Annotated in this window: 17 protein-coding genes and 1 tRNA gene; 9 read left to right on the forward strand and 9 right to left on the reverse strand. The window is 68.0% G+C overall.

Translation table 11 applies throughout. The features are described from left to right. Window positions 1-368: 368 nt before the first annotated feature. The 5 genes from gloA2 to AC5P6X_RS08375 all read right to left on the reverse strand — a co-directional run bounded on the left by gloA2 (window position 369) and on the right by AC5P6X_RS08375 (window position 5370). The gene (gene gloA2 / locus AC5P6X_RS08355) at window positions 369-773 is read right to left on the reverse strand and encodes an SMU1112c/YaeR family gloxylase I-like metalloprotein (protein ID WP_108270644.1); all 405 of its coding nucleotides are present in this window, start codon (window positions 771-773) and stop codon (window positions 369-371) included. After that, a complete protein-coding gene (locus AC5P6X_RS08360; protein ID WP_088436153.1) occupies window positions 770-1840 on the reverse strand; it encodes a serine hydrolase domain-containing protein in 1071 nt (356 codons plus the stop codon). Before AC5P6X_RS08360 ends, gloA2 begins: the two co-directional genes overlap by 4 nt. A 16-nt stretch (window positions 1841-1856) precedes the next feature. Then, complete coding sequence (locus AC5P6X_RS08365; protein WP_099605238.1) at window positions 1857-3797, reverse strand: DUF885 domain-containing protein; 1941 nt, start codon at window positions 3795-3797, stop codon at window positions 1857-1859. Window positions 3798-3892: 95 nt separating this feature from the next. Next, on the reverse strand, window positions 3893-4678 hold the full coding sequence (locus AC5P6X_RS08370) for a queuosine precursor transporter (protein WP_012480937.1): 786 nt from the start codon (window positions 4676-4678) through the stop codon (window positions 3893-3895). Next, the gene (locus AC5P6X_RS08375; RefSeq protein ID WP_005414135.1) at window positions 4675-5370 is read right to left on the reverse strand and encodes a DUF502 domain-containing protein; all 696 of its coding nucleotides are present in this window, start codon (window positions 5368-5370) and stop codon (window positions 4675-4677) included. The genes AC5P6X_RS08370 and AC5P6X_RS08375 overlap by 4 nt, the downstream gene beginning before the upstream one ends. Window positions 5371-5446: 76 nt before the next feature. On the opposite strand from AC5P6X_RS08375, the gene AC5P6X_RS08380 reads away from it, so the two are divergent. Further along, the gene (locus AC5P6X_RS08380) at window positions 5447-6763 is read left to right on the forward strand and encodes a hypothetical protein (protein ID WP_108270645.1); all 1317 of its coding nucleotides are present in this window, start codon (window positions 5447-5449) and stop codon (window positions 6761-6763) included. 7 nt (window positions 6764-6770) lie between these two features. Here the strand turns inward: AC5P6X_RS08380 and AC5P6X_RS08385 are convergent, their stop codons facing one another. The 4 genes from AC5P6X_RS08385 to trxA all read right to left on the reverse strand — a co-directional run bounded on the left by AC5P6X_RS08385 (window position 6771) and on the right by trxA (window position 11585). Continuing rightward, window positions 6771-7223, reverse strand: coding sequence for a DUF4442 domain-containing protein (locus AC5P6X_RS08385; RefSeq protein WP_010482929.1), 453 nt, complete (start codon window positions 7221-7223; stop codon window positions 6771-6773). 73 nt (window positions 7224-7296) lie between these two features. Continuing rightward, window positions 7297-8922: a CHASE2 domain-containing protein gene (locus AC5P6X_RS08390; protein ID WP_108270646.1), complete on the reverse strand. Its 1626-nt coding sequence runs from the start codon at window positions 8920-8922 to the stop codon at window positions 7297-7299. Beyond that, window positions 8919-10574 carry a FecR family protein gene (locus AC5P6X_RS08395; RefSeq protein ID WP_108270647.1) on the reverse strand — a complete coding sequence of 552 codons (1656 nt, stop codon included), beginning with the start codon at window positions 10572-10574 and terminating at the stop codon, window positions 8919-8921. Before AC5P6X_RS08395 ends, AC5P6X_RS08390 begins: the two co-directional genes overlap by 4 nt. A gap of 153 nt (window positions 10575-10727) precedes the next feature. Next, window positions 10728-11585, reverse strand: a complete 858-nt coding sequence (gene trxA, locus AC5P6X_RS08400) for a thioredoxin (protein WP_005410542.1) — start codon at window positions 11583-11585, stop codon at window positions 10728-10730. 124 nt (window positions 11586-11709) lie between these two features. Between trxA and AC5P6X_RS08405 the strand changes: the two genes are divergently transcribed. The 8 genes from AC5P6X_RS08405 (at window position 11710) to AC5P6X_RS08440 (ending at window position 18600) form a co-directional block, all read left to right on the forward strand. Beyond that, window positions 11710-12312 carry a DUF998 domain-containing protein gene (locus AC5P6X_RS08405; RefSeq protein ID WP_049451959.1) on the forward strand — a complete coding sequence of 201 codons (603 nt, stop codon included), beginning with the start codon at window positions 11710-11712 and terminating at the stop codon, window positions 12310-12312. Window positions 12313-12417: 105 nt separating this feature from the next. Further along, window positions 12418-15060 (forward strand): leucine--tRNA ligase, encoded by a 2643-nt coding sequence (gene leuS, locus AC5P6X_RS08410; RefSeq protein ID WP_005410540.1) that lies wholly within the window; start codon window positions 12418-12420, stop codon window positions 15058-15060. 136 nt (window positions 15061-15196) lie between these two features. Continuing rightward, window positions 15197-15781 carry an LPS-assembly lipoprotein LptE gene (locus tag AC5P6X_RS08415; RefSeq protein WP_005410539.1) on the forward strand — a complete coding sequence of 195 codons (585 nt, stop codon included), beginning with the start codon at window positions 15197-15199 and terminating at the stop codon, window positions 15779-15781. 9 nt (window positions 15782-15790) lie between these two features. Further along, window positions 15791-16828, forward strand: a complete 1038-nt coding sequence (gene holA / locus AC5P6X_RS08420; protein WP_005410538.1) for a DNA polymerase III subunit delta — start codon at window positions 15791-15793, stop codon at window positions 16826-16828. Then, entirely contained in the window at window positions 16829-17497 is a 669-nt protein-coding gene (gene nadD, locus AC5P6X_RS08425; protein WP_169448285.1) for a nicotinate-nucleotide adenylyltransferase, read from the forward strand. A gap of 58 nt (window positions 17498-17555) precedes the next feature. Continuing rightward, on the forward strand, window positions 17556-17966 hold the full coding sequence (gene rsfS / locus AC5P6X_RS08430; RefSeq protein ID WP_005410536.1) for a ribosome silencing factor: 411 nt from the start codon (window positions 17556-17558) through the stop codon (window positions 17964-17966). A 64-nt stretch (window positions 17967-18030) separates the two neighbouring features. After that, entirely contained in the window at window positions 18031-18501 is a 471-nt protein-coding gene (rlmH, locus tag AC5P6X_RS08435; protein ID WP_049451961.1) for a 23S rRNA (pseudouridine(1915)-N(3))-methyltransferase RlmH, read from the forward strand. 22 nt (window positions 18502-18523) lie between these two features. Then, window positions 18524-18600 (forward strand) — tRNA-Asn (locus AC5P6X_RS08440). Window positions 18601-18608 lie beyond the last annotated feature (8 nt).

Consider the following 18608-nt stretch of genomic DNA (forward strand, 5'->3'; position numbering starts at 1 on the left):
GGCGGGGTGGGTCCGGTTGCGGGGGGCGCTGCAAGTCCCCCTCCGGGGCCCGGCCCAGCCGCTGGCGGCTGTGCGTTCGGGCGCTTGCGAAGCAGTGCTTCGCAAGCAAAGCGCCCTCACCCATGTAAGCTCGGTCGCCGCTTGCTCGTGGGCGCAGTTCTGCGCACACGGCAAGACCGGGGTTGGGCGTCCTGCCCAACCCGCCCGAGGCATGCCTCGGGCCCATGCGGCTCACGCCCCCGCAACCGGACCCACCCCGCCTTCGACAGTTTCCGGAGATCTGTCGGTATCGGGTTGTGGGTAGGTGTCGACCTTGGTCGACACAGTAGATCCATGCCATGCATGGATGAATCACGATTGAAAAACGCTCAACCGACTTCGTACAGCTCCAGCGGCAGGTCGTCGGGGTCGGCGAAGAAGGTGAAGCGTCGGCCGGTGTATTCGTCCACGCGGATTGGTTCGCAGGCGACACCATGCGCGGCCAGGTGCTGGATGAAGGGTTCCAGTGCAGCGACCCGGAACGCGAGGTGGCGCAGACCCTGGGCCTCTGGGCGGCTGGGACGGGACGGCGGCGAGGGGAAGGAGAACAGTTCCAGCTGGCCGCCGTCGGGCAGGGCCAGATCGAGCTTCCAGGAATCGCGTGCGGCGCGGTGGTTCTCGGCCAGCACGCGCAGGCCGAGGATGCGCACGTAGAAGTCCTTCGAGCGTGCGTAGTCGCTGCAGATCAGTGCGGCGTGGTGGATGCCCAGCAGGGCGTCGGAACCGGGGGTCATTGCAGGGTGTCCAGCCAGCGCTGGGCGATCTTCTGCGCCAGCGGATAGGGTTCGGGGGCGTTGCGGTTGGTCAGCACGATCACGGTCAGGTGCTTCTCCGGGTGGCGCACGATCACGTTGCGGAAGCCGATGCTCTCGCCGCTGTGCCATTGCACCGGACCATTCAGCCGCCAGCCGAAGCCGTAGTGCGGCACATCCGGTTCGGGCGTCGATGTCGCGGGGCTGAACATCGCCCAGCGCGAGGCCTTCGACAGCAGGCGGTCGTCGTACAGCGCGGCATCCCAGCGGGCGAGATCGTCCAGCGAGGAGTAGATCCCGCCGTCTCCCAGTACGGCGCTGGTAGTGCTCTGGTCGGTGCGCTGCCAGCGGCCATCGATCCGGCTGTAGCCATAGGCGCGTGCGGCGACCGTGTCCACGCCGTCCTGGTGGGCCACGGTATGCGTCATGCCCAGCGGGCGGAAGATGCGTTGTTGCAGGAAGGCGGCGAAATCCTGGCCGGATGCGCGGCCCACGATCAGTGCCAGCAGTGCATAGCCGCTGTTGCTGTAGCGGTACTGCGTGCCCGGCGCGAAGTTCAGCCGGTCCTGGCGCGACAGCAGGGCCAGCACATCGGCATCGTGTACCTGCCGCGTGTCTGCCGGGTCCATCAGGTCTTCGTAGTCGAGCAGGCCGCTGGTATGCGAGAGCAGGTGGCGGAGGGTGATGCCCGCTGCAGCCGGTGGCAGCTCGGGCAGCCACTGCCGCGCCGGCTGGTCCAGCCCGAGCCGGCCGTCTTCCACCAGCAGCAGCACCGTCGCAGCGGTGAACTGCTTGCTGACCGAGGCCAGCCGGAAGTTGCTGGCGGCTGTGACCGGGGTGCCGTCTTCGACCACCGCAAGGCCGTAGCCACGGCGGAACACCGGCTGCCCGTCATGCAGCACCAGCACTGCGGCGCCGGGCACCTGGCCATCGTAGGCCTGCATCAGGCCGTCGATACCGGCATCCGGTGGGGTCAGCACCGGTGCGGCGGCGCCCGCCAGAGGCAGCAGGCCCAGCACGGCGGCGAACAGGGCGACGGCAGGGCGCATGGTGGCTCCGGAAGCGTCAGGGCGAAGGTGTGGGCGCAGCGCTGGCCGGCTGTGCCATCCAGCGCTCCATCTTGCGGTCCAGCACGTCCAGAGGCATCGAGCCGTCTTTCAGCAGTTCTGCATGGAAGCGGCGCAGATCGAAGGCTGCGCCCTGGCGTGCCTTGGCCTTGTCGCGCAGGGCGACGATGGTGGTCAGGCCGGCGACGTTCGACAGTGCCTGGCCGGGCTGGGCCATGATCCGCTCGACTTCGGCGTTGGCGTCATCGCTGCTCATGTCCACCGTCTTCTGCAGGTAGGCCACGGCCTGCTGCTTGCTCCAGCCCTGTGCATTGACGCCGGTGTCGGCGACGACGCGCGCGGCGCGCAGCAGGCGTGAGTACAGGTAGCCGATACGGTCGTAGGGATCGGTGTAGACGCCGAGGTCTTCACCCAGCGTTTCGGCGTACAGGCCCCAGCCTTCGACGAACGCAAGATCGCCACCGAGGCGACGGAAGCGCGGCAGCTTGGCCAGCTCCTGCTGCAGGCCCAGTTGCACGTGATGGCCGGGAATCGCTTCATGCAGGTACTGCACCGGCACGCTCCAGCGCTTGCGGCTGGGCAGGTCGCGGGTGTTGATGTACAGCACGCCGGGCTGCCCGGGCGGCGACGGCTGGTAGGCGGCAGCGGCGGCGGTCAGCGCCCGTTCCGGTTCCACCGCGCGTACTTCCAGCGCGGACTTCGGCAGCGTATCGAGCACCTGCGGCAGGCGCGCGTTGACCTGCTGCTGCACCTGGCGGTAGCGGCTGATCAGTGCATTGGCATCGCTGTACTGGAACTGGCGATCGTTGCGCATGCTGCGCAGCAGCTTTGCCGGCGTGCCACGCAGCTTGGCGTCCTTCATCACCGTGGCGATCTGTGCCTGCAGTTCCTGCACGCGTTGCTCGCCCAGCGCGTGCAGCTGCGCGGCGGTCTGGTCGCTGGCGGTGGTCTGCACGATCAGGTTGGCGTACCAGGCCTGGCCGTCGGGCAGCGCGCCCATGCCGCTGCTGGCGCGTGTGGCCGGCAGGTACTCGGTGGCGATGAAGCCGCGCAGGGCGCGGTAGGCGGGCATGATGCGCAGTTCGATCATGCGCTTGTACTCGGCACTGATGCGCGCCTTGTCTTCGGCCGCAATCGTGTTCGGCATGGTGCGGATCGGCGACCAGAAGATGCTCTCTTCAGCGGTCGGCTTGATCACCGCATCCAGCTGCGGCAGCACCTTCTCCATCAGGTCGCGCGGCTGCACCACGCCGGCCTTCATGCCCTGGCGCATGTTGTCGATGGCCTGGTCGAACAGTTCGGGAATGCCGAGCGAGCGGCGCGACCAGGTGTCGTAGTCCTGCACGGTGTTGAACGGCTGCGCGCCGGCGCCGGAGCCGAGGATCGCCATGATGCTGCCAATGTTGTAGTACTGGCTGATCGGCATCATCCAGCTCGGGTAGCGCTCGGCAGCCAGCGAGGCGCGCGCGTCACGTACGAAGATCTCGTAACTGAGCAGGTCCTGGCCCTGCAGGCCATCGCTGCCGAGTTTTTCGACCTTGCCCAGCCACTGCGTGGTGAAGTCGTGCGACTGCTGGCGCCAGGCGGCGGACAGGATGTTGGGCAGCTGGTCGTTGTAGCGCGGTTCGCCCTGGAACGTGGCCTGCAGCGGGTTCAACCGCATCGAGGCATCCCAGTACTCGTCGTACAGCCGTTCCAGCTGCACCTGCTTGGGCACGGCACGGGCCGGTGCGACCGGACGCGGCGCAGCGCGGCGCGCCGAACTGCCACGGGCCGGTGCGGTGGCACGGGCGGGCCTGGCCTTGGGCTTGGCGGCCTGGCGGGTCTGCGCAGCGGCAGGGCGGCTGGCCTTCTTCTTCGCTGCTTCGGCCGACGGCATGGCACTGAACAGGAACAGCGCGGCAATGGCAGCGGCCAGGACGCGGGGGGAATACGGCATCAAGAAGCTTCCGTGGAACACAGATCGTGGAGCTTGCACGATCCTCGCGCGTACGGCCAGCGTGAAGACGCAGTCAGCTTGGCGGCGCTGGGGCTTCAGTCAGCCGCAGCGGCGGCACGCAGTGCCGCCGCGCGATCGGCGCCCAGATAGCGGGTGATGGCACGCCGCATCAGGTACAGCAACGGAATCAGGGCGACCGCAAAGCCCATCTTGTACACGTAGTTGACGCTGGCGACCGCAAGGAACAGCGAGGTCGGCCAGTGTTGCGGGCCCAGCACGAAGGCGATCCAGATCACCACGAAGCTGTCCACCACCTGCGAGATCGCGGTCGATCCGGTCGCACGCAGCCACACGTGGCGTTCGCCGGTGGCCTGGCGGATGCGGTGGAACACCGCCACGTCGATCAGCTGGCCGAGCAGGAAGGCCACCAGCGAACCGGCGATGGTCCACATGCCCTGGCCGAACACGGCTGCGAACGCGGCCTGGTAGTCGGGCACACCGTGGCCATCCATCGACGTGACCCACCAGCTGGCCGGCGCCAGCGAAATGGCCGCGAAGGCGAACAGGAAGCCGTAGCCGATCAGCACCACCGCCAGCCACGAGATGAAGCGCACGCCGCGCTTGCCGAAAAACTCGTTGATGGTGTCGGTCATGATGAACACCACCGGCCACAGCAGGGTACCGGCGGTGAAGCTGAGCGAGCCGGTCTGGCCGAACAGGTTCCAGTTCAGCGGGGCGATGCCCAGGGTGTCTTCCAGCGCGAAGATCTTCACCCCGATCAGCTCGGCCAGCACCGCATTGCCGCAGAAGAACGCGGCCAGCACGATGAACAGCAGGACCGCGCGGTCCTGCAGCGGGCGCTCGATCGGCGCCGGGGTCATTCGGTGCGTTCGCCGGTGCGTTCGCCGGCGCGGGTGAACGGCACGCTGGACGGTGCGACGGCGCCGCCGGAAATGATGAAGCTCATGGCCTGGTCGACGGTCCAGTCAGTCGGGGTCAGCAGTTCCACCGGCACGATTTCCAGGTAGCCCGAGGTCGGGTTCGGCGTGGTCGGTACATACACCGCGGCCAGCTCACGGTCGGTGCCGTGTTCCTTGATCACGCGGGTGACCAGTCCGACCGATTTCATGTCGCGGTGCGGGAAGTCGATCAGCACCACGCGCTGGGTGCTACCCGGTTCGGTCTGCAGCATGTCCAGCAGCTTCTTTGCGCTGTCGTAGATGATGCTGGCCAGCGGAATGCGCTTGATGACCGCGCCCACCCAGCGCAGCAGGCGCTGGCCGAGCACGCGGCGGCTGGCCACGCCCACCGCCAGGATCACCAGCAGGGTGGCCAGCAGGGCGATGGTGTCCTGGATCCATTCGGCGCGGACCCAGCCGAGGTAGTGCGGGAAGCTTGTCGCGATCTGCTCGGACAGCGGTACCACCAGCGGGCTGGAAATGCCCGACAGCAACACGAACACGAACTTGACCACGACCCAGGTCAGCCAGATCGGCAGCAGGGTCAGCAGGCCGGTCAGGAACAGGCGCTGCAGGGAGGGGCGGGGGACCAGGGCGGGGGCTTCGAGCGACATGTGCGCATTGTAGCGGTCACTGCCGGTCGATTACGCTGGTGGATCGACTGCGGCAACGAGCCATGGAAGGGAAGCTGTGTTGAAGATTCTGCGCGGACTGGGCTGGACCCTGGCGGGCCTGCTGCTGTTGACCATCGTGGTGTGGTGCGCCTCACGCATGTGGCCGGTGCCGGAATCGCGGTTGCAGGCGCAGCAACGGCTGGAAGCGCGGCTGCCGGCGAGCGGGCGCAACGGTTATGCCCTGTTGTGGACGCTGCCGTTCGACGATCTGGATGCCCGCCAGCGCGAGCAGGCGTTGGCCGAGGACGTGCGCCGTTGGGAGGCCGACCTGCGGGGCAGCAGCGGCGGCCAGACACACCTGGTGGCCAACCATGCCGAGCTGCGCTCGCGGCCCGGTGCCAGTTGTGGGCCGGCCGCCAGCGGCTGCCTCGCCCAGGTCCGCGCGGACCCGCAACGCTTCGTGGAGGCCCATGCCGGGCACCAGCAGTTGCACGCGCGGCTGGATCAGCTCGCCGAAGCAGACTACTTCGTATCGCCGTTCCAGCCGAAGGGCGAGGGCATCCTGGTGCCGATGCCGACCTACGGGCTGGTGGTCGATGCCACCAGCGCACGCGCGCTGGCGTTCGTACAGGGTGACATCGACGGTGCCCTGCGCGGCAGCTGCCGGGGAGTGCAGCTGGGCCGGCGGCTGGTGCCCGGTGGCAGCTATCTGGTCGAAAGCATCATCGGCGCCAGCCTGGTACAGGCCAACGCGCAGCTGCTGGCCGACATGCTGGTCGAACTGCCTGCCGATCACCCGCTGCCGGCCGAATGCGAACAGGCCATGCAGCCGATGCGGGCCGACGAGCAGAGCCTGTGCCGTGCGATGCAGGGCGAGTATGCGATGAACCGGGTGGCGATCGAGACCTCGGCGCGGGAATTCGGCGGCGCGCTGGTACTGGACCGCAGCAGCACCCTGGCCCGTGCGGCCGGCAATCTCGGTTGGGCCTGTGGCGCGACGGCGACCGCTGCGCTGGAGGCGGACCGTCCGTTGCCGGCACCGGCGCCGCCGCAGCGTGACTTTGGTTGCCTGTCGAACGTCATGGGCTGCCTGTTGACCGACATTGCGGGTCCGGTCTATCCGGCCTATTCGTCGCGCACCCAGGACGCCGCGGCGATGCTGCGCCTGCTGGGTGCACAGCGCTGGCTGCGGCAGCAGCCGGGGGATCCGGTGGATGCCCTGCAGCGGTTGCCGGCGCAGTTCGCCTCGCCGGTGCGGGTGCCGCGCTTGTCGGCGGATGGCCGCCATCTGCAGGTGCCGCGCCGCTCGCCGTCCCGCAGCAACGACGAAAGCCCGTGGCTGTCGGTGCCGCTGCAGGCGGAGCCAGCTTCGACTGCGTTGGCGCGCGATTGAGGCGCGCTCAGCGTGCGTGTGGCTTCAACCGCAGGTACACCTGCTTGCGGACTTGGGCGACCACTTCGCCGCTTTCATCGATCACGTCGTTGCTGAACCAGCGCAGCACCTTCTCGCCACTGGCCGCTTCGGCGCGCAGTTCGTCCAGCAGCGCGTCGTCGATGCGGAACGACGTCCGCACGATGCCACGGCCCGGCTTGAGGAAGTCGATGGCGCCGGCGCGGTCCCACACGTAGTAGTCGCGGCCGAGGATGTGCAGCAGGCCGAGCATCCAGAACGGATCGGTCATCGCGAACAGGCTGCCGCCGAAGTGGGTGCCGACGTAGTTGCGGTTCCATGGCCGCAGGCGCAGCTCGACATCAATCTGCCGGTAGTCGGGGGTGATGCGGGTGACGTGGATGCCGGTGAACAGGAAGGGCGGCCAGAGGTTGATGCCGAAGCGGAACAGACGGGCGTTCATGCGGATCCGGGGGCGCTGGGCGAGGTGTCCAGTCTAACCATTCGCATGCGTATGTTGCACCCGGTGGCACCGGTCACGCGCCGCCGTCGATCACATACCCGTCGCGCCCGTTGGCTTTGGCCTGGTACAGCGCGGTGTCGGCCCCTTCGACGAAATGATGCGGATGCAGCCCGCCTTCCGGTACCCGGGTGAACACGCCGATGGTGAGCGTCACCCGGTCGTCGCTGCCGTCACCGTGTACCGGCAATGCACGTACGCAGTCGATCAGGTCCTGGATGACAAGCCGCGCGCCTTCGGCCGGGGTATCGGGCAATACCAGCGCGAATTCATCGCCACCGTAACGCGCGGCCATGTCGCGCGGACGCCGCGCATGCGCGCCGATCAACCGGGCGACGTCCCGCAGCACGCGGTCGCCGACCTGGTGGCCATGGCGGTCGTTGTGGCGCTTGAAGTGGTCGACATCAATCAGCGCCAGGCTCAGTGGCTTGCCGTTGCGTCGTGCGGCGTCGCATTCCTGCTGCAGCGCCTGTTCGAAACGCAGGCGATTGCCAAGGCCGGTCAGTGCGTCGCGGTTGGCCTGCCGGTGCCAGGCCGAAATCCGCCAGATCGCCCAGGCCAGCAGTACCAGCAGGACGCCCAGCAGGGCGGTGGCTGGCGCCCACCAGAGGTTGCTGGTGCGCAACAGCAACCAGCTCAGCAGAGGGGCAAGCGGCAGCGAACTCAGCGCCGCCAGCCACGGCAGGCGCAGGCCGAGCAGGATCACGCACAGCGCCACCAGCACAGCGCTGATGGTGTGCTGCCAGAAGCGGGGCAGCACCTCGATCTGCTTGTGCTGCAGCAGCATCGAGGCGATGTTGGCCTGGTACTCGCTGCCGCTCATCCAGAACTCGCGGGTGGTCGGGGTCAGCAGGCGCGGCGCGATGCCGCTGGCGGTCATGCCGACGATGATGCGGCGGCCATGCAGCATCGCCATGTCCACGTGGCCATCGAGCACGTCTGCGTAGGAAACCTGCGGCAACTGCTCGGGAGGTCCGGCATAGCGCACCCGCACGTAGTCGTTGCGCCGCCATTGATAGGGCGAGCCCACCTCGGGATCAGGGTCGGGCAGTCCGCGCACCGCGCCCGCGGGCAGGCCGGTCAGGGCCAGCCCGAGCGCCGGCCAATGCGCCTTGCCGATGCCCGCATGCAGGTAGATGCCGCGGGCGACGCCGTCGCTGTCCACCTCAACGTCGGTGTGGCCGATGGCGGCGGCACTGGCCGCGATCTGCGGAACCGGCAGCATTTCCTCGGCCATGCGATCACCGGCTGCCGGTGCGGCCAGCACCGGCAGCACCACCCGGCCATTGCGACGGATGGCCGCGGCCAGCGCGTCGTCCTGGCGGCTGTCGCGGCGGTCCGGCTCGGACAGCATCAGATCCAGCGCGACCCGTTCGGCACCGGCATCGGTCAGGCGATCCAGCAACCGGGCGTGGACCGAGCGTGGCCACGGCCATTGGCCGATGCGTTGCAGGCTGCCTTCGTCGATGGCCACGATCAGCACGCTCGGGTCGGGTCGATAGTCCCAGTTGCCGACCATCGCGTCGTAGGTGGCCTCGTCCTGCCGCCACAGCCATTGGCCCTGGCTGGCGACGAGGGTCAGTATCCCGGCCAGCATGGCCAGCAGGACCCGCTTCGACCACGGCAGCGGCGAGCGCCTCACAACAGCAGCCACAGCAGCAGGGCACCGCCGCCGGTGCCATAGCAGAGGCGACACGGCAGGGCGATCTGCTGGGCAGGCGAGAACTCGCCGGCATGGCCGTCATCGTCGATGTACTGCACGCGCACGTGCAGGGTGCCGCGCCACGGGCGCTTGAAGCTGACCTGCGGTTCGGCCACGGTTTCGTCGACCAGGGGTGCCTTGAAGTCGCCGCGGCGGTCGACCTGCACGCGATAGCGCTGGCCGTCGCTGCCGGCCTGCCAACGCAGGGTCAGTTCACCGTGCGCGGCCTCGGGCGGTTGCAGCGCAGGATCGACCGGCTCGTTGCTCAGCTGCAGTGGCAGGGCCTGGCCATAGCGCCCCTGGTGCCCATCGGCACCGCGGGAGGCGATCCGCCAGAAGTAGTGACCCGGCGGCAATGGCTGCGCCAGGCGCAGGTCGGTGCCAGTGCTGGTCTGTTCCTGCAGTGGCTGTACGAAGGTGGAATCAGCCGCGATCTGCAGCACGCTGCTGCGCGCACCGGGGGCCTGGCTCCAGCGGAAACGCGGGCGGTCGCTGTTGATTGTCTGTCCATGCAGCGGGGCCAGGGTCAGCGGCGGTGGAGGCTGGTCGCTGAGTTCGAAGTCGGCACTGGCGTCGATGCCTTCCACACCCTGCGCATCGACCGCGCGCAGCAGGATGCGCAGCTGGCCCGGCGGCAGATTGCCGATGGCCAGGCGGGTATCGGGGGTGGTGGCAGCGAACAGCAGGATCTCCGGCGTGGCTGCCTCTACCACTTCAACGCGGTAATGCGCGGCGCCGGTGACCGGAGTCCATGCCAGCAGCGTCGGCAACGGGGCCAAGCGCAGTTCATCGTTGCGCAGCTGCGGTGCCGGCAGCAGTACGGAGACTGCGTCCGGAGCGGCGTCTGCGCTGGCGCTGCGGGTGGCCTGTCCGGGCTGGACCATGCGCTGGCCATGGGCGTTGCCGACCTGCACCTTGCCCTGCAGGACCTCGGTGGCCGCGACATCACGACCGTCGCCGGCACTGACCCGGAAGACGGTGCCGCGCACGCTGCTGGTGGCGGTGGGCGCGTCGATGATGTAGCGCGATGCCGGGCCGCGCGCGGGCGTCACCCGATTGCTGGCGCGGCCCTGCTGCAGGCGCAGGCGGGTGTCGACCATGCCGGTGTGGCCATAGCGGCTGAGCTGGTCCAGGCGCAGGCGCGAGTACTCACGCAGCTGCAGGCGCGACGCATCGGCAAATTCCAGCGTGACGCTGGATTCGCCCTCGGTCTGTACGGTGTCTCCGATATGCAGCTGCTCGCCGGCCTGGATGGCGCGGCTGGCGCTGCCGTCCCCACTGGACAGTTCGACCTTGCCGCGGACCGAGAGCACCCGCGCCGGTGCCGGTTCGATGCGCAGCCAGCTGATGGGGAAACGCAGCAGCTGGCCGGGCGGCAGCCGGTAGGGATTGTCGATTCGGTTGTGCTGCTGGAGCTGTTGCCAGCGCACCGAGGGTTTCAGATACACGCCACCCAGATCCCACAGGGTGTCGCCGGGGCGGACCCGGTAGTTCCAGTCCTGCGCGGCGGCGATGGCCGGCAGCAGAAGGAGGGCACAGAGCAGGGCGCCCTGGAAGCGCATGGCAAACAACAGCGAGCGGACGAAGGTCACAGTTTTGCAATCCCGGCAATGCGGGGGTGCAGCTGCAAGACCCCATGGCCCCGACCTCATCCCCCCGAACGGATCGTGGCGGCCCTACGGCCGCCATCGTGCGCATTATTGCCCGCGTCCAGTGCAGGGATTCTGAACGAACCCGGCTTCCGTTCAGAACAGCAGGGAGGCCATCCTGCGGCGGTACTGGCCGACCAGGTCCTCGTCCGAGATCACATTGAAGGCATCGATCAGCGCTTTGCGCGGCAGGCCTTCCTCGAAACTCCGGTCGATCCGCAGCATTTCCAGGAACTGCGCCAGCGCGGCTTCGTCATGGCCGCCGAGCAGCAGCTGCACGCCGCGCAGGTGGCGAGCCTTGAGGTCATTGCCGTTGGCGGCGATGCGCGCGTCCAGCACCTCGGCGGCCGGGGCGTCCTTCAGGGCGGCGGCAAAGGACAGCCGGGCGCGGGCGCGCACGGCGCGGTCGTCGGTGGCCAGGTTGGCGGGCAGGCCGTCGATCAGCGTACCGGCTTCGTCCACGCCGCCGATCTGCAGCAGGGCCAGGGCCAGGTCGAGCTTCAGCTCGTCCTTGTCCGGCTCGGCGGCGATCTGCGCACGCAGTACGTCCACCTGTGCCTGCGGATCCAACGGCGCTTCGTCCTCGGCGGCAGTGTCGCCGACGTCGGCCGGCACGATGCCGTGCTGGGCCAGGAACTCACGCAGCTGGCCTTCCGGGATGGCGCCGGGGAAGCCGTCCACCAGCTGGCCGCCCTTGACCAGGAACACGGTCGGCACCGAGCGGATCTGGAAGGCGGCGGCGATCTGCTGTTCCTTGTCGACATCGACCTTGGCCAGCTCGAAGGCACCGTTGTATTCGGCGGCCAGTTTTTCCAGCATCGGGCCCAGGGTCTTGCAGGGGCCGCACCACGTGGCCCAGAAGTCGACCAGCACCGGCGTCTGCAGCGACTTCTGCAGGACTTCGGCCTCGAAGGTCGCAGTGGTGGCGTCGAATACGTAGGTCGTCTCGGTCATGGGGGAGGCATCGATTGGCGTCTGGAGACCGATTCTATGGTGACGATCGATGCCAGTCTCAACCCGGACTGCGGCAAATGCCCGACAATGCGTCGTTCCCGCCGCCGTTGCTCCTGGAGCCTGCATGACCTCCCCGTCTTCCCTGTTGCGTCTGTCCGGCCCCGCCGCCGCACTGCTGTTCGTGCTGGCGGTGCTGGGCTTCGGCACCGGCCTGGAAGGTTATGCACAGGCGCGGCACCCGGTGGCCCTGCTGGGCGCACACGGCGTGCCGCACGCGTTGGCCTTCAATCTGCTTGGCTTCGTACTGCCGGGCCTGTTGGCGGTGGTAGTGGCCGAGTGCCTGCGCCGACAGCTGCCGGCCAGTGCTGGCTGGGCGCCGCGGGTGGGCAGCCAGATGCTGTTGCTGGGCGGACTGGCCTTCACCGCGATGGGCTTGATGCCGCTGGATGTGGACGATCTGCACGGGCCGGCCAGCCAGCTGCACGCCAGTGCCTGGATGATCTGGGTGCTGGGCTTCGTCGCCGGCACCCTGTTGCTGGGCATCTCGCAGCTGCGCCAGACGCACGGCCGCGCCCTGGGCGGGGTGGCGCTCGCCTGTGGCGTGCTGGCGGCGCTGGCTGCCTTTGCGCTGCAGGGCGTGCTGCCGGCGCCGCTGGCACAACGGCTTGCATTCGCCTGCTGGGCGGTCTGGCTGGCGCTGGCCCTGCCTCTGTCGCGACCGCGCTGAGATCGGCTCCGGGCGCTGGCGACGCCGGCGGTCGGCGGGCAGGATTGGAGACGTTTGCCGCACTGCGGTACGCTGTACCGCTTTGCCGCCGCATCCGCGTGTTCCATGACCAGCGCTGAAACCAACGCCTACGACCCGCAGCAGGTTGAATCCGCCGCCCAGAAGTACTGGGACGCCACCCGTGCCTTCGAAGTCGACGAGACTTCGGACAAGCCGAAGTACTACTGCCTGTCGATGCTTCCGTACCCGTCCGGTGCGCTGCACATGGGCCACGTGCGCAATTACACCATCGGCGACGTGATCAGCCGCTACAAGCGCATGACCGGCCACAACGTACTGCAGCCGATGGGCTGGGACGCGTTCGGCCTGCCTGCGGAGAACGCGGCAATCAAGAACAAGACCGCACCGGCGGCCTGGACCTACAAGAACATCGAGCACATGCGTGGCCAGTTCAAGGCCATGGGCTATGCGGTGGACTGGTCGCGCGAATTCGCCACCTGCCGCCCGGACTACTATGTCCACGAACAGCGCATGTTCACGCGCCTGATGCGCAAGGGCTTGGCCTACCGCCGCAATGCGGTGGTGAACTGGGATCCGGTCGACCAGACCGTGCTGGCCAACGAGCAGGTCATCGATGGCCGTGGTTGGCGTTCCGGCGCGCTGGTCGAGAAGCGCGAGATCCCGCAGTGGTTCCTGCGCATCACCGATTACGCCCAGGAACTGCTGGACGGCCTGGATGAACTGGACGGCTGGCCGGATTCGGTCAAGACCATGCAGCGCAACTGGATCGGCCGCTCCGAGGGCCTGGAAATCCAGTTCGACGTGCGTGATGTCGACGGCAGTGCGCTGGATCCGCTGCGCGTGTTCACCACCCGTCCGGATACCGTGATGGGCGTGACCTTCGTGTCGATCGCCGCCGAACATCCGCTGGCCCTGCATGCGGCGAAGAACAACCCGGAACTGGCTGCGCTGCTGTCGGAAATGAAGCAGGGTGGCGTGTCCGAGGCCGAGCTGGAAACCCAGGAAAAGCGCGGCATGGACACCGGCCTGCGTGCCATCCATCCGGTCACCGGCGAAAAGGTGCCGGTGTGGGTCGCCAACTTCGTGCTGATGGGCTACGGCACCGGTGCGGTGATGGCTGTTCCGGGCCACGACCAGCGCGACAATGAAGTGGCAAACAAGTACGGCCTGCCGATCAAGCAGGTGATCGCGCTGAAGGATCCGCGCAACGACGACGAGCGCACCTGGGATGGTGCCCGCTGGCAGGACTGGTACAGCGACAAGAACCGTGCCTTCGAGCTGGTCAACTCGGCCGAATTCGATGGGCTGGATTTCCAGGGCGCCTTCGAAGCCCTGGCCGAACGCTTCGAGCGCAAGGCCCAGGGCCAGCGCCGCGTCAACTATCGCCTGCGCGACTGGGGCGTGAGCCGCCAGCGCTACTGGGGTTGCCCGATTCCGGTGATCTACTGCGACAAGTGCGGTGCGGTGCCGGTGCCGGAAGAGCAGTTGCCGGTGGTGCTGCCGGAGGACGTGGCGTTCTCGGGGACTGGTTCGCCGATCAAGACCGATCCGGAATGGCGCAAGACCACCTGCCCGGAATGCGGCGGCGCGGCCGAGCGCGAGACCGACACCTTCGACACCTTCATGGAGTCGAGCTGGTACTACGCCCGCTACACCTCGCCGGGTGCCCGTGATGCGGTCGACAAGCGCGGCAATTACTGGTTGCCGGTCGACCAGTACATCGGCGGCATCGAGCACGCGATCCTGCACCTGATGTATTTCCGCTTCTACCACAAGCTGCTGCGCGACGCGCGGATGGTGGACAGCAACGAACCGGCACGCAACCTGCTGTGCCAGGGCATGGTGATCGCCGAGACCTACTACCGCCCGAACCCGGACGGCTCGAAGGACTGGATCAATCCGGCCGATGTGGAAGTGCAGCGCGACGAGCGCGGCCGCATCACTGGCGCCACGCTGATCGCCGACGGCCAGCCGGTGGTGGTCGGTGGCACTGAAAAGATGTCCAAGTCGAAGAACAACGGCGTGGACCCGCAGGCGATGGTCGACAAGTACGGTGCCGACACCGTGCGCCTGTTCTCGATGTTCGCCGCCCCGCCGGAACAGTCGCTGGAGTGGAACGAAGCCGGCGTGGACGGCATGGCGCGCTTCCTGCGCCGCCTGTGGGCCCAGGTGCAGAAGCACGCCGCCGACGGTGCCGCCCCGGCGCTGGACGTGGCCGCGCTGGACGCCAACCAGAAGGCACTGCGTCGCAAGACCCACGAGACCATCGGCAAGGTCGGTGACGACTATGGCCGTCGCCACAGCTTCAACACCGCCATCGCGGCGGTGATGGAACTGATGAACGCGCTGGCCAAGTTCGAGGACGGCAGCGAGCAGGGCCGTGCGGTGCGCCAGGAAGCGCTGCAGGCCATCGTGCTGCTGCTGAACCCGATCACCCCGCATGCCAGCCACGCCCTGTGGCAGGTGCTGGGCCATGGCGAGACGCTGCTGGAAGACCAGCCGTTCCCGCAGGCCGACGCCGGTGCGCTGGTGCGCGACGCGCTGACCCTGGCCGTGCAGGTCAACGGCAAGCTGCGTGGCACCATCGAGGTGGCCGCCGATGCTGCACGCGAGCAGGTCGAAGCACTGGCTCTGGCCGAGCCGAATGCGGCCAAGTTCATGGAAGGCCTGACCGTGCGCAAGATCATCATCGTGCCGGGCAAGATCGTGAACATCGTCGCTGCCTGATGCATCCTGGGCCGGTCACCCACGCGGTGGCCGGTACCTTCCCGGTGCGGGGCCATGCACTTGATGGCCCTGCATTCACGCGGCTTCGGGCAGGCTGTGTGTTGCCGTGATCGCCCGGCTCCGCCAGACTGTCTCCATGACCCGAATCCTGCTTGCCCTCGTTCTTGTCCTCGGCCTTGCCGGCTGCGGTTTCCATCTGCGCAACAAGCTGATGCTGCCGACCGACACGGCGCCGGTGAAGGTGGTCTCCACCGCGCCTTACAGCGAACTGGTCAAGCTGCTCAATCGCAGCCTGCTGGCATCCGGTGCCAAGCTGGCCGACGAGGACAGCAAGGGGCCCAGTACCCAGCTCCAGGTGCTGTCCGAACGCTGGGGCGACCTGCCGATCGCCATCGACTCGCAGGGCCGTGCGCAGGAGTACAGCCTGCGCTATGCGGTGATCTTCATCTTCCGTCGCGAGGATGGCAGCGAGCTGGTGCCGCAGCAGGTGATCGAACTGTCGCGTGACTACGTGTCGCCGCCGACCGACGCCACCGGTACCACCACCGAACGCGAAATCCTGGCCGATGAGCTGCGACGGGAAATGTCCGCGTCGATCATCCGCCGCATCGACAGCGTAGTGCGCGCCGAGATCGAGAAGGGCGGCAGCCTGACGGCGCCGAAGGCCAAGCCGATCGAAGGGGCGGAGCCGGCCGAGCCGGTTCCCGCAGCCAAGCACTGAGTCGCGACGATGGAACTGCGTCCGGAGCAGCTGGCCAGCCAGGGCGCTGACACCCCGCTGGCGCCGGTCTACCTGATTGCCGGCCCGGAAACCCTGCGCGTGCTTGAGGCGGCCGACGCCATCCGTGCACGCGCACGCGCCGCCGGCATCGCCGAGCGGGAAGTGTTCGACGCCGATGGGCGTGATTTCGACTGGAACCAGCTCGACGCCAGCTTCAACGCGCCCAGCCTGTTCAGTGCCCGCCGCCTGGTCGAGGTGCGCCTGCCCAGCGGCAAGCCGGGCAAGGACGGGGCCGAGGTGATCAGCCAGTTCTGCGCCAACCCGGCGCCGGACGTGGTGCTGATGATTACCGCCAACGAATGGAGCAAGGCCCACCAGGGCAAGTGGGCCGAGGCAGTCAATCGCATCGGCGTGCTGTCGGTGGCGTGGGCGATCAAGCCGCACGAACTGCCGGACTGGATCGAGCGCCGCCTGCGTGGCAAGGGCCTGCGTGCCGATCCGGCCGCCGTGCAGCGCCTGGCCGAGCGGGTCGAGGGCAACCTGCTGGCCGCTGCGCAGGAAATCGACAAGCTGGCGTTGCTGGCCGACGGCCAGCCGCTGGACGTGGAACGGATGGAATCGCTGGTGGCCGACGCCGCCCGCTATGACGTTTTCCGGCTGCTGGAAGCCACGTTCTCCGGCCAGCCGCCGGCGGTGCTGCGCATGCTGGCGGGCCTGCGTGGCGAAGGCGAGGCGGTGGCCGCACTGATGCCAATGGTGATCCGCGAGCTGCTGGCTGGTGCCGGCCTGGCCCGGGTACAGGCGCGTGGCGGCAATCTGGCCGCCGAAATGAAATCGCGCGGCATCTGGGAATCGCGGCAAGCGCCCTACAAGCGTGCGCTGCAGCGGCACCCCGAGGGCAAGCGCTGGGAGCGTTTCGTGGCCGAGGCCGGACTGGTCGACCGCATCGCCAAGGGGCGCGCCGACGGTGATGCCTGGCTGGCGCTGGAGCGCCTGCTGGTGGCCGTGGCCGAACCGCGTGCCGTGCGCCTGCTGGCGCGGGCCTGAGTGATGAGCCTGCGGATCTATTACGGGGGCACCTTCGATCCGGTGCACCTCGGGCACCTCGCCATCGCGCGTGCTGCCCGTGACGAACTGCAGGTCGCTGTACGCATGCTGCCGGCGGCTGATCCGCCGCATCGCGCGGTGCCGGGCGCAACCGCTGACCAGCGCTTCACCATGCTCTCGCTGGCCATCGGCGATGAGCCTGGCCTGCTGCTGGACCATCGTGAACTGGACCGCGCCATACGCTTTCCCGGCCGCCCGTCCTACACCGTCGACACCCTGCGCGAACTGCGCGGCGAGCTGGGCCCCAGCCGGCCATTGGCCTGGCTGGTCGGGGCCGACAGCCTGCTGGGCCTGACCCATTGGCATGAATGGGAGGCACTGTTCGGGCTGGCCCATTTCGTGGTGGCCGAGCGCCCGGGCAGTCCCCTTCAGGCCTCGGTGGATGGCGAACTTGGCCGCGCCCTGGAAGGGCGCTGGGCCGACAACGAGCAGGCCCTGTTCGCCAGTCCGGCCGGGCGCATCCTGCGCCTGCATCATCCGCTGCGCGAGGAATCGGCCAGTGCCGTGCGTGCGCAGATCGCCGCCGGCGGCCCCTGGCGGGCGTTGCTGCCGCCGGCCGTGGCCGACTATGTGGCCGCCCATGGCCTGTACCGCTCCCCTACGTCGTGAATGCCGCCGCCCCGGCTTGCCCGTATAATCGCCCCCACGTTTATCGAGTCGATCCACTTTGAGCAACCAGACCCAGCCCCAGACCATCAAGGTCGATCTGCCCAGCCCGCCGCCGTCCGTGCCGGAACTGCTGGCCAGCGTCCGCCAAGCCACCGAAGACCTGAAGGCCAAGGACCTGGTCGAGATCGATGTGCGCGGCCGGTCCAGCGTTGCCGACTACATGATCGTCGTTTCGGGCACCTCGACCCGCCACGTCAAGTCGATCGCCGATGAAGTCGTGCGCTTTGCCAAGAATCTCGACGTGATGCCGCTGGGTGTTGAAGGCGAGCGCGAAGCCGAGTGGGTACTGGTCGACCTGGGCGACGTGATCGTGCATGTGATGCTGCCGCGCGTGCGTGAGTTCTATGCCCTGGAGCGCCTGTGGACCGTTGGCGACCAGCCGCCGTCCAGCGACGACGAAGTGGCCTGAGCCGCACGTTGATGCATCCCTTCGACGGCGCCGATGGCGCCGTCGACGTTTTGGAGGACCGTTGATGAAAGCCCGCCTGATTGCTACCGGCGAACGCGCACCCAGCTGGGTGGCGCAGGGCTTCGCCGAGTACCAGAAGCGGCTGTCGCACTGGCTGCCGTTTGATCTCGTGGAAATCGAGCCCGGCCTGCGCGGCAAGGGCCGCGATGCGCGCCGCGCCATCGAAGACGAAGGCAGGCGCGTGATCGCCGCACTGCCGAAGAATGCCTATGTGGTGGCGCTGGATGTGCCGGGCCGCCAGCTCAGTTCCGAACAGCTGGCGCAGCGGCTGGAGCATTGGCGTGGGCAGGGCAGGGACCTTGCCTTCCTGATCGGTGGCCCGGAAGGGCATTCGCCGGAAGTTTCCGCGCTGGCCGACGAAAAGTGGTCGATTGGACCATTGACGCTGCCGCACATGCTGGTGCGCCTGGTGGTGGCCGAGCAGTTGTACCGGGCCGCCGCAATGATTGCGAATCACCCCTACCATCGCGCGTGAAGAGTGGTTATACTAGTCGTCTGCCCGAATAGCTCAGCCGGTTAGAGCACTTGACTGTTAATCAGGGGGTCGTTGGTTCGAGTCCAACTTCGGGCGCCACCTTGAAG

This window comes from Stenotrophomonas sp. YJH_SMC_40, assembly GCF_059368615.1.

Coding starts and splice junctions, on each gene's coding strand:
- gloA2 (WP_108270644.1), bottom strand. CDS start 773: ATGACCCCCGGTTCCGACGCCCTGCTGGGCATCCACCACGCCGCACTG.
- AC5P6X_RS08360 (WP_088436153.1), bottom strand. CDS start 1,840: ATGCGCCCTGCCGTCGCCCTGTTCGCCGCCGTGCTGGGCCTGCTGCCT.
- AC5P6X_RS08365 (WP_099605238.1), bottom strand. CDS start 3,797: ATGCCGTATTCCCCCCGCGTCCTGGCCGCTGCCATTGCCGCGCTGTTC.
- AC5P6X_RS08370 (WP_012480937.1), bottom strand. CDS start 4,678: ATGACCCCGGCGCCGATCGAGCGCCCGCTGCAGGACCGCGCGGTCCTG.
- AC5P6X_RS08375 (WP_005414135.1), bottom strand. CDS start 5,370: ATGTCGCTCGAAGCCCCCGCCCTGGTCCCCCGCCCCTCCCTGCAGCGC.
- AC5P6X_RS08385 (WP_010482929.1), bottom strand. CDS start 7,223: ATGAACGCCCGTCTGTTCCGCTTCGGCATCAACCTCTGGCCGCCCTTC.
- trxA (WP_005410542.1), bottom strand. CDS start 11,585: ATGACCGAGACGACCTACGTATTCGACGCCACCACTGCGACCTTCGAG.
- AC5P6X_RS08405 (WP_049451959.1), top strand. CDS start 11,710: ATGACCTCCCCGTCTTCCCTGTTGCGTCTGTCCGGCCCCGCCGCCGCA.
- leuS (WP_005410540.1), top strand. CDS start 12,418: ATGACCAGCGCTGAAACCAACGCCTACGACCCGCAGCAGGTTGAATCC.
- AC5P6X_RS08415 (WP_005410539.1), top strand. CDS start 15,197: ATGACCCGAATCCTGCTTGCCCTCGTTCTTGTCCTCGGCCTTGCCGGC.
- holA (WP_005410538.1), top strand. CDS start 15,791: ATGGAACTGCGTCCGGAGCAGCTGGCCAGCCAGGGCGCTGACACCCCG.
- rlmH (WP_049451961.1), top strand. CDS start 18,031: ATGAAAGCCCGCCTGATTGCTACCGGCGAACGCGCACCCAGCTGGGTG.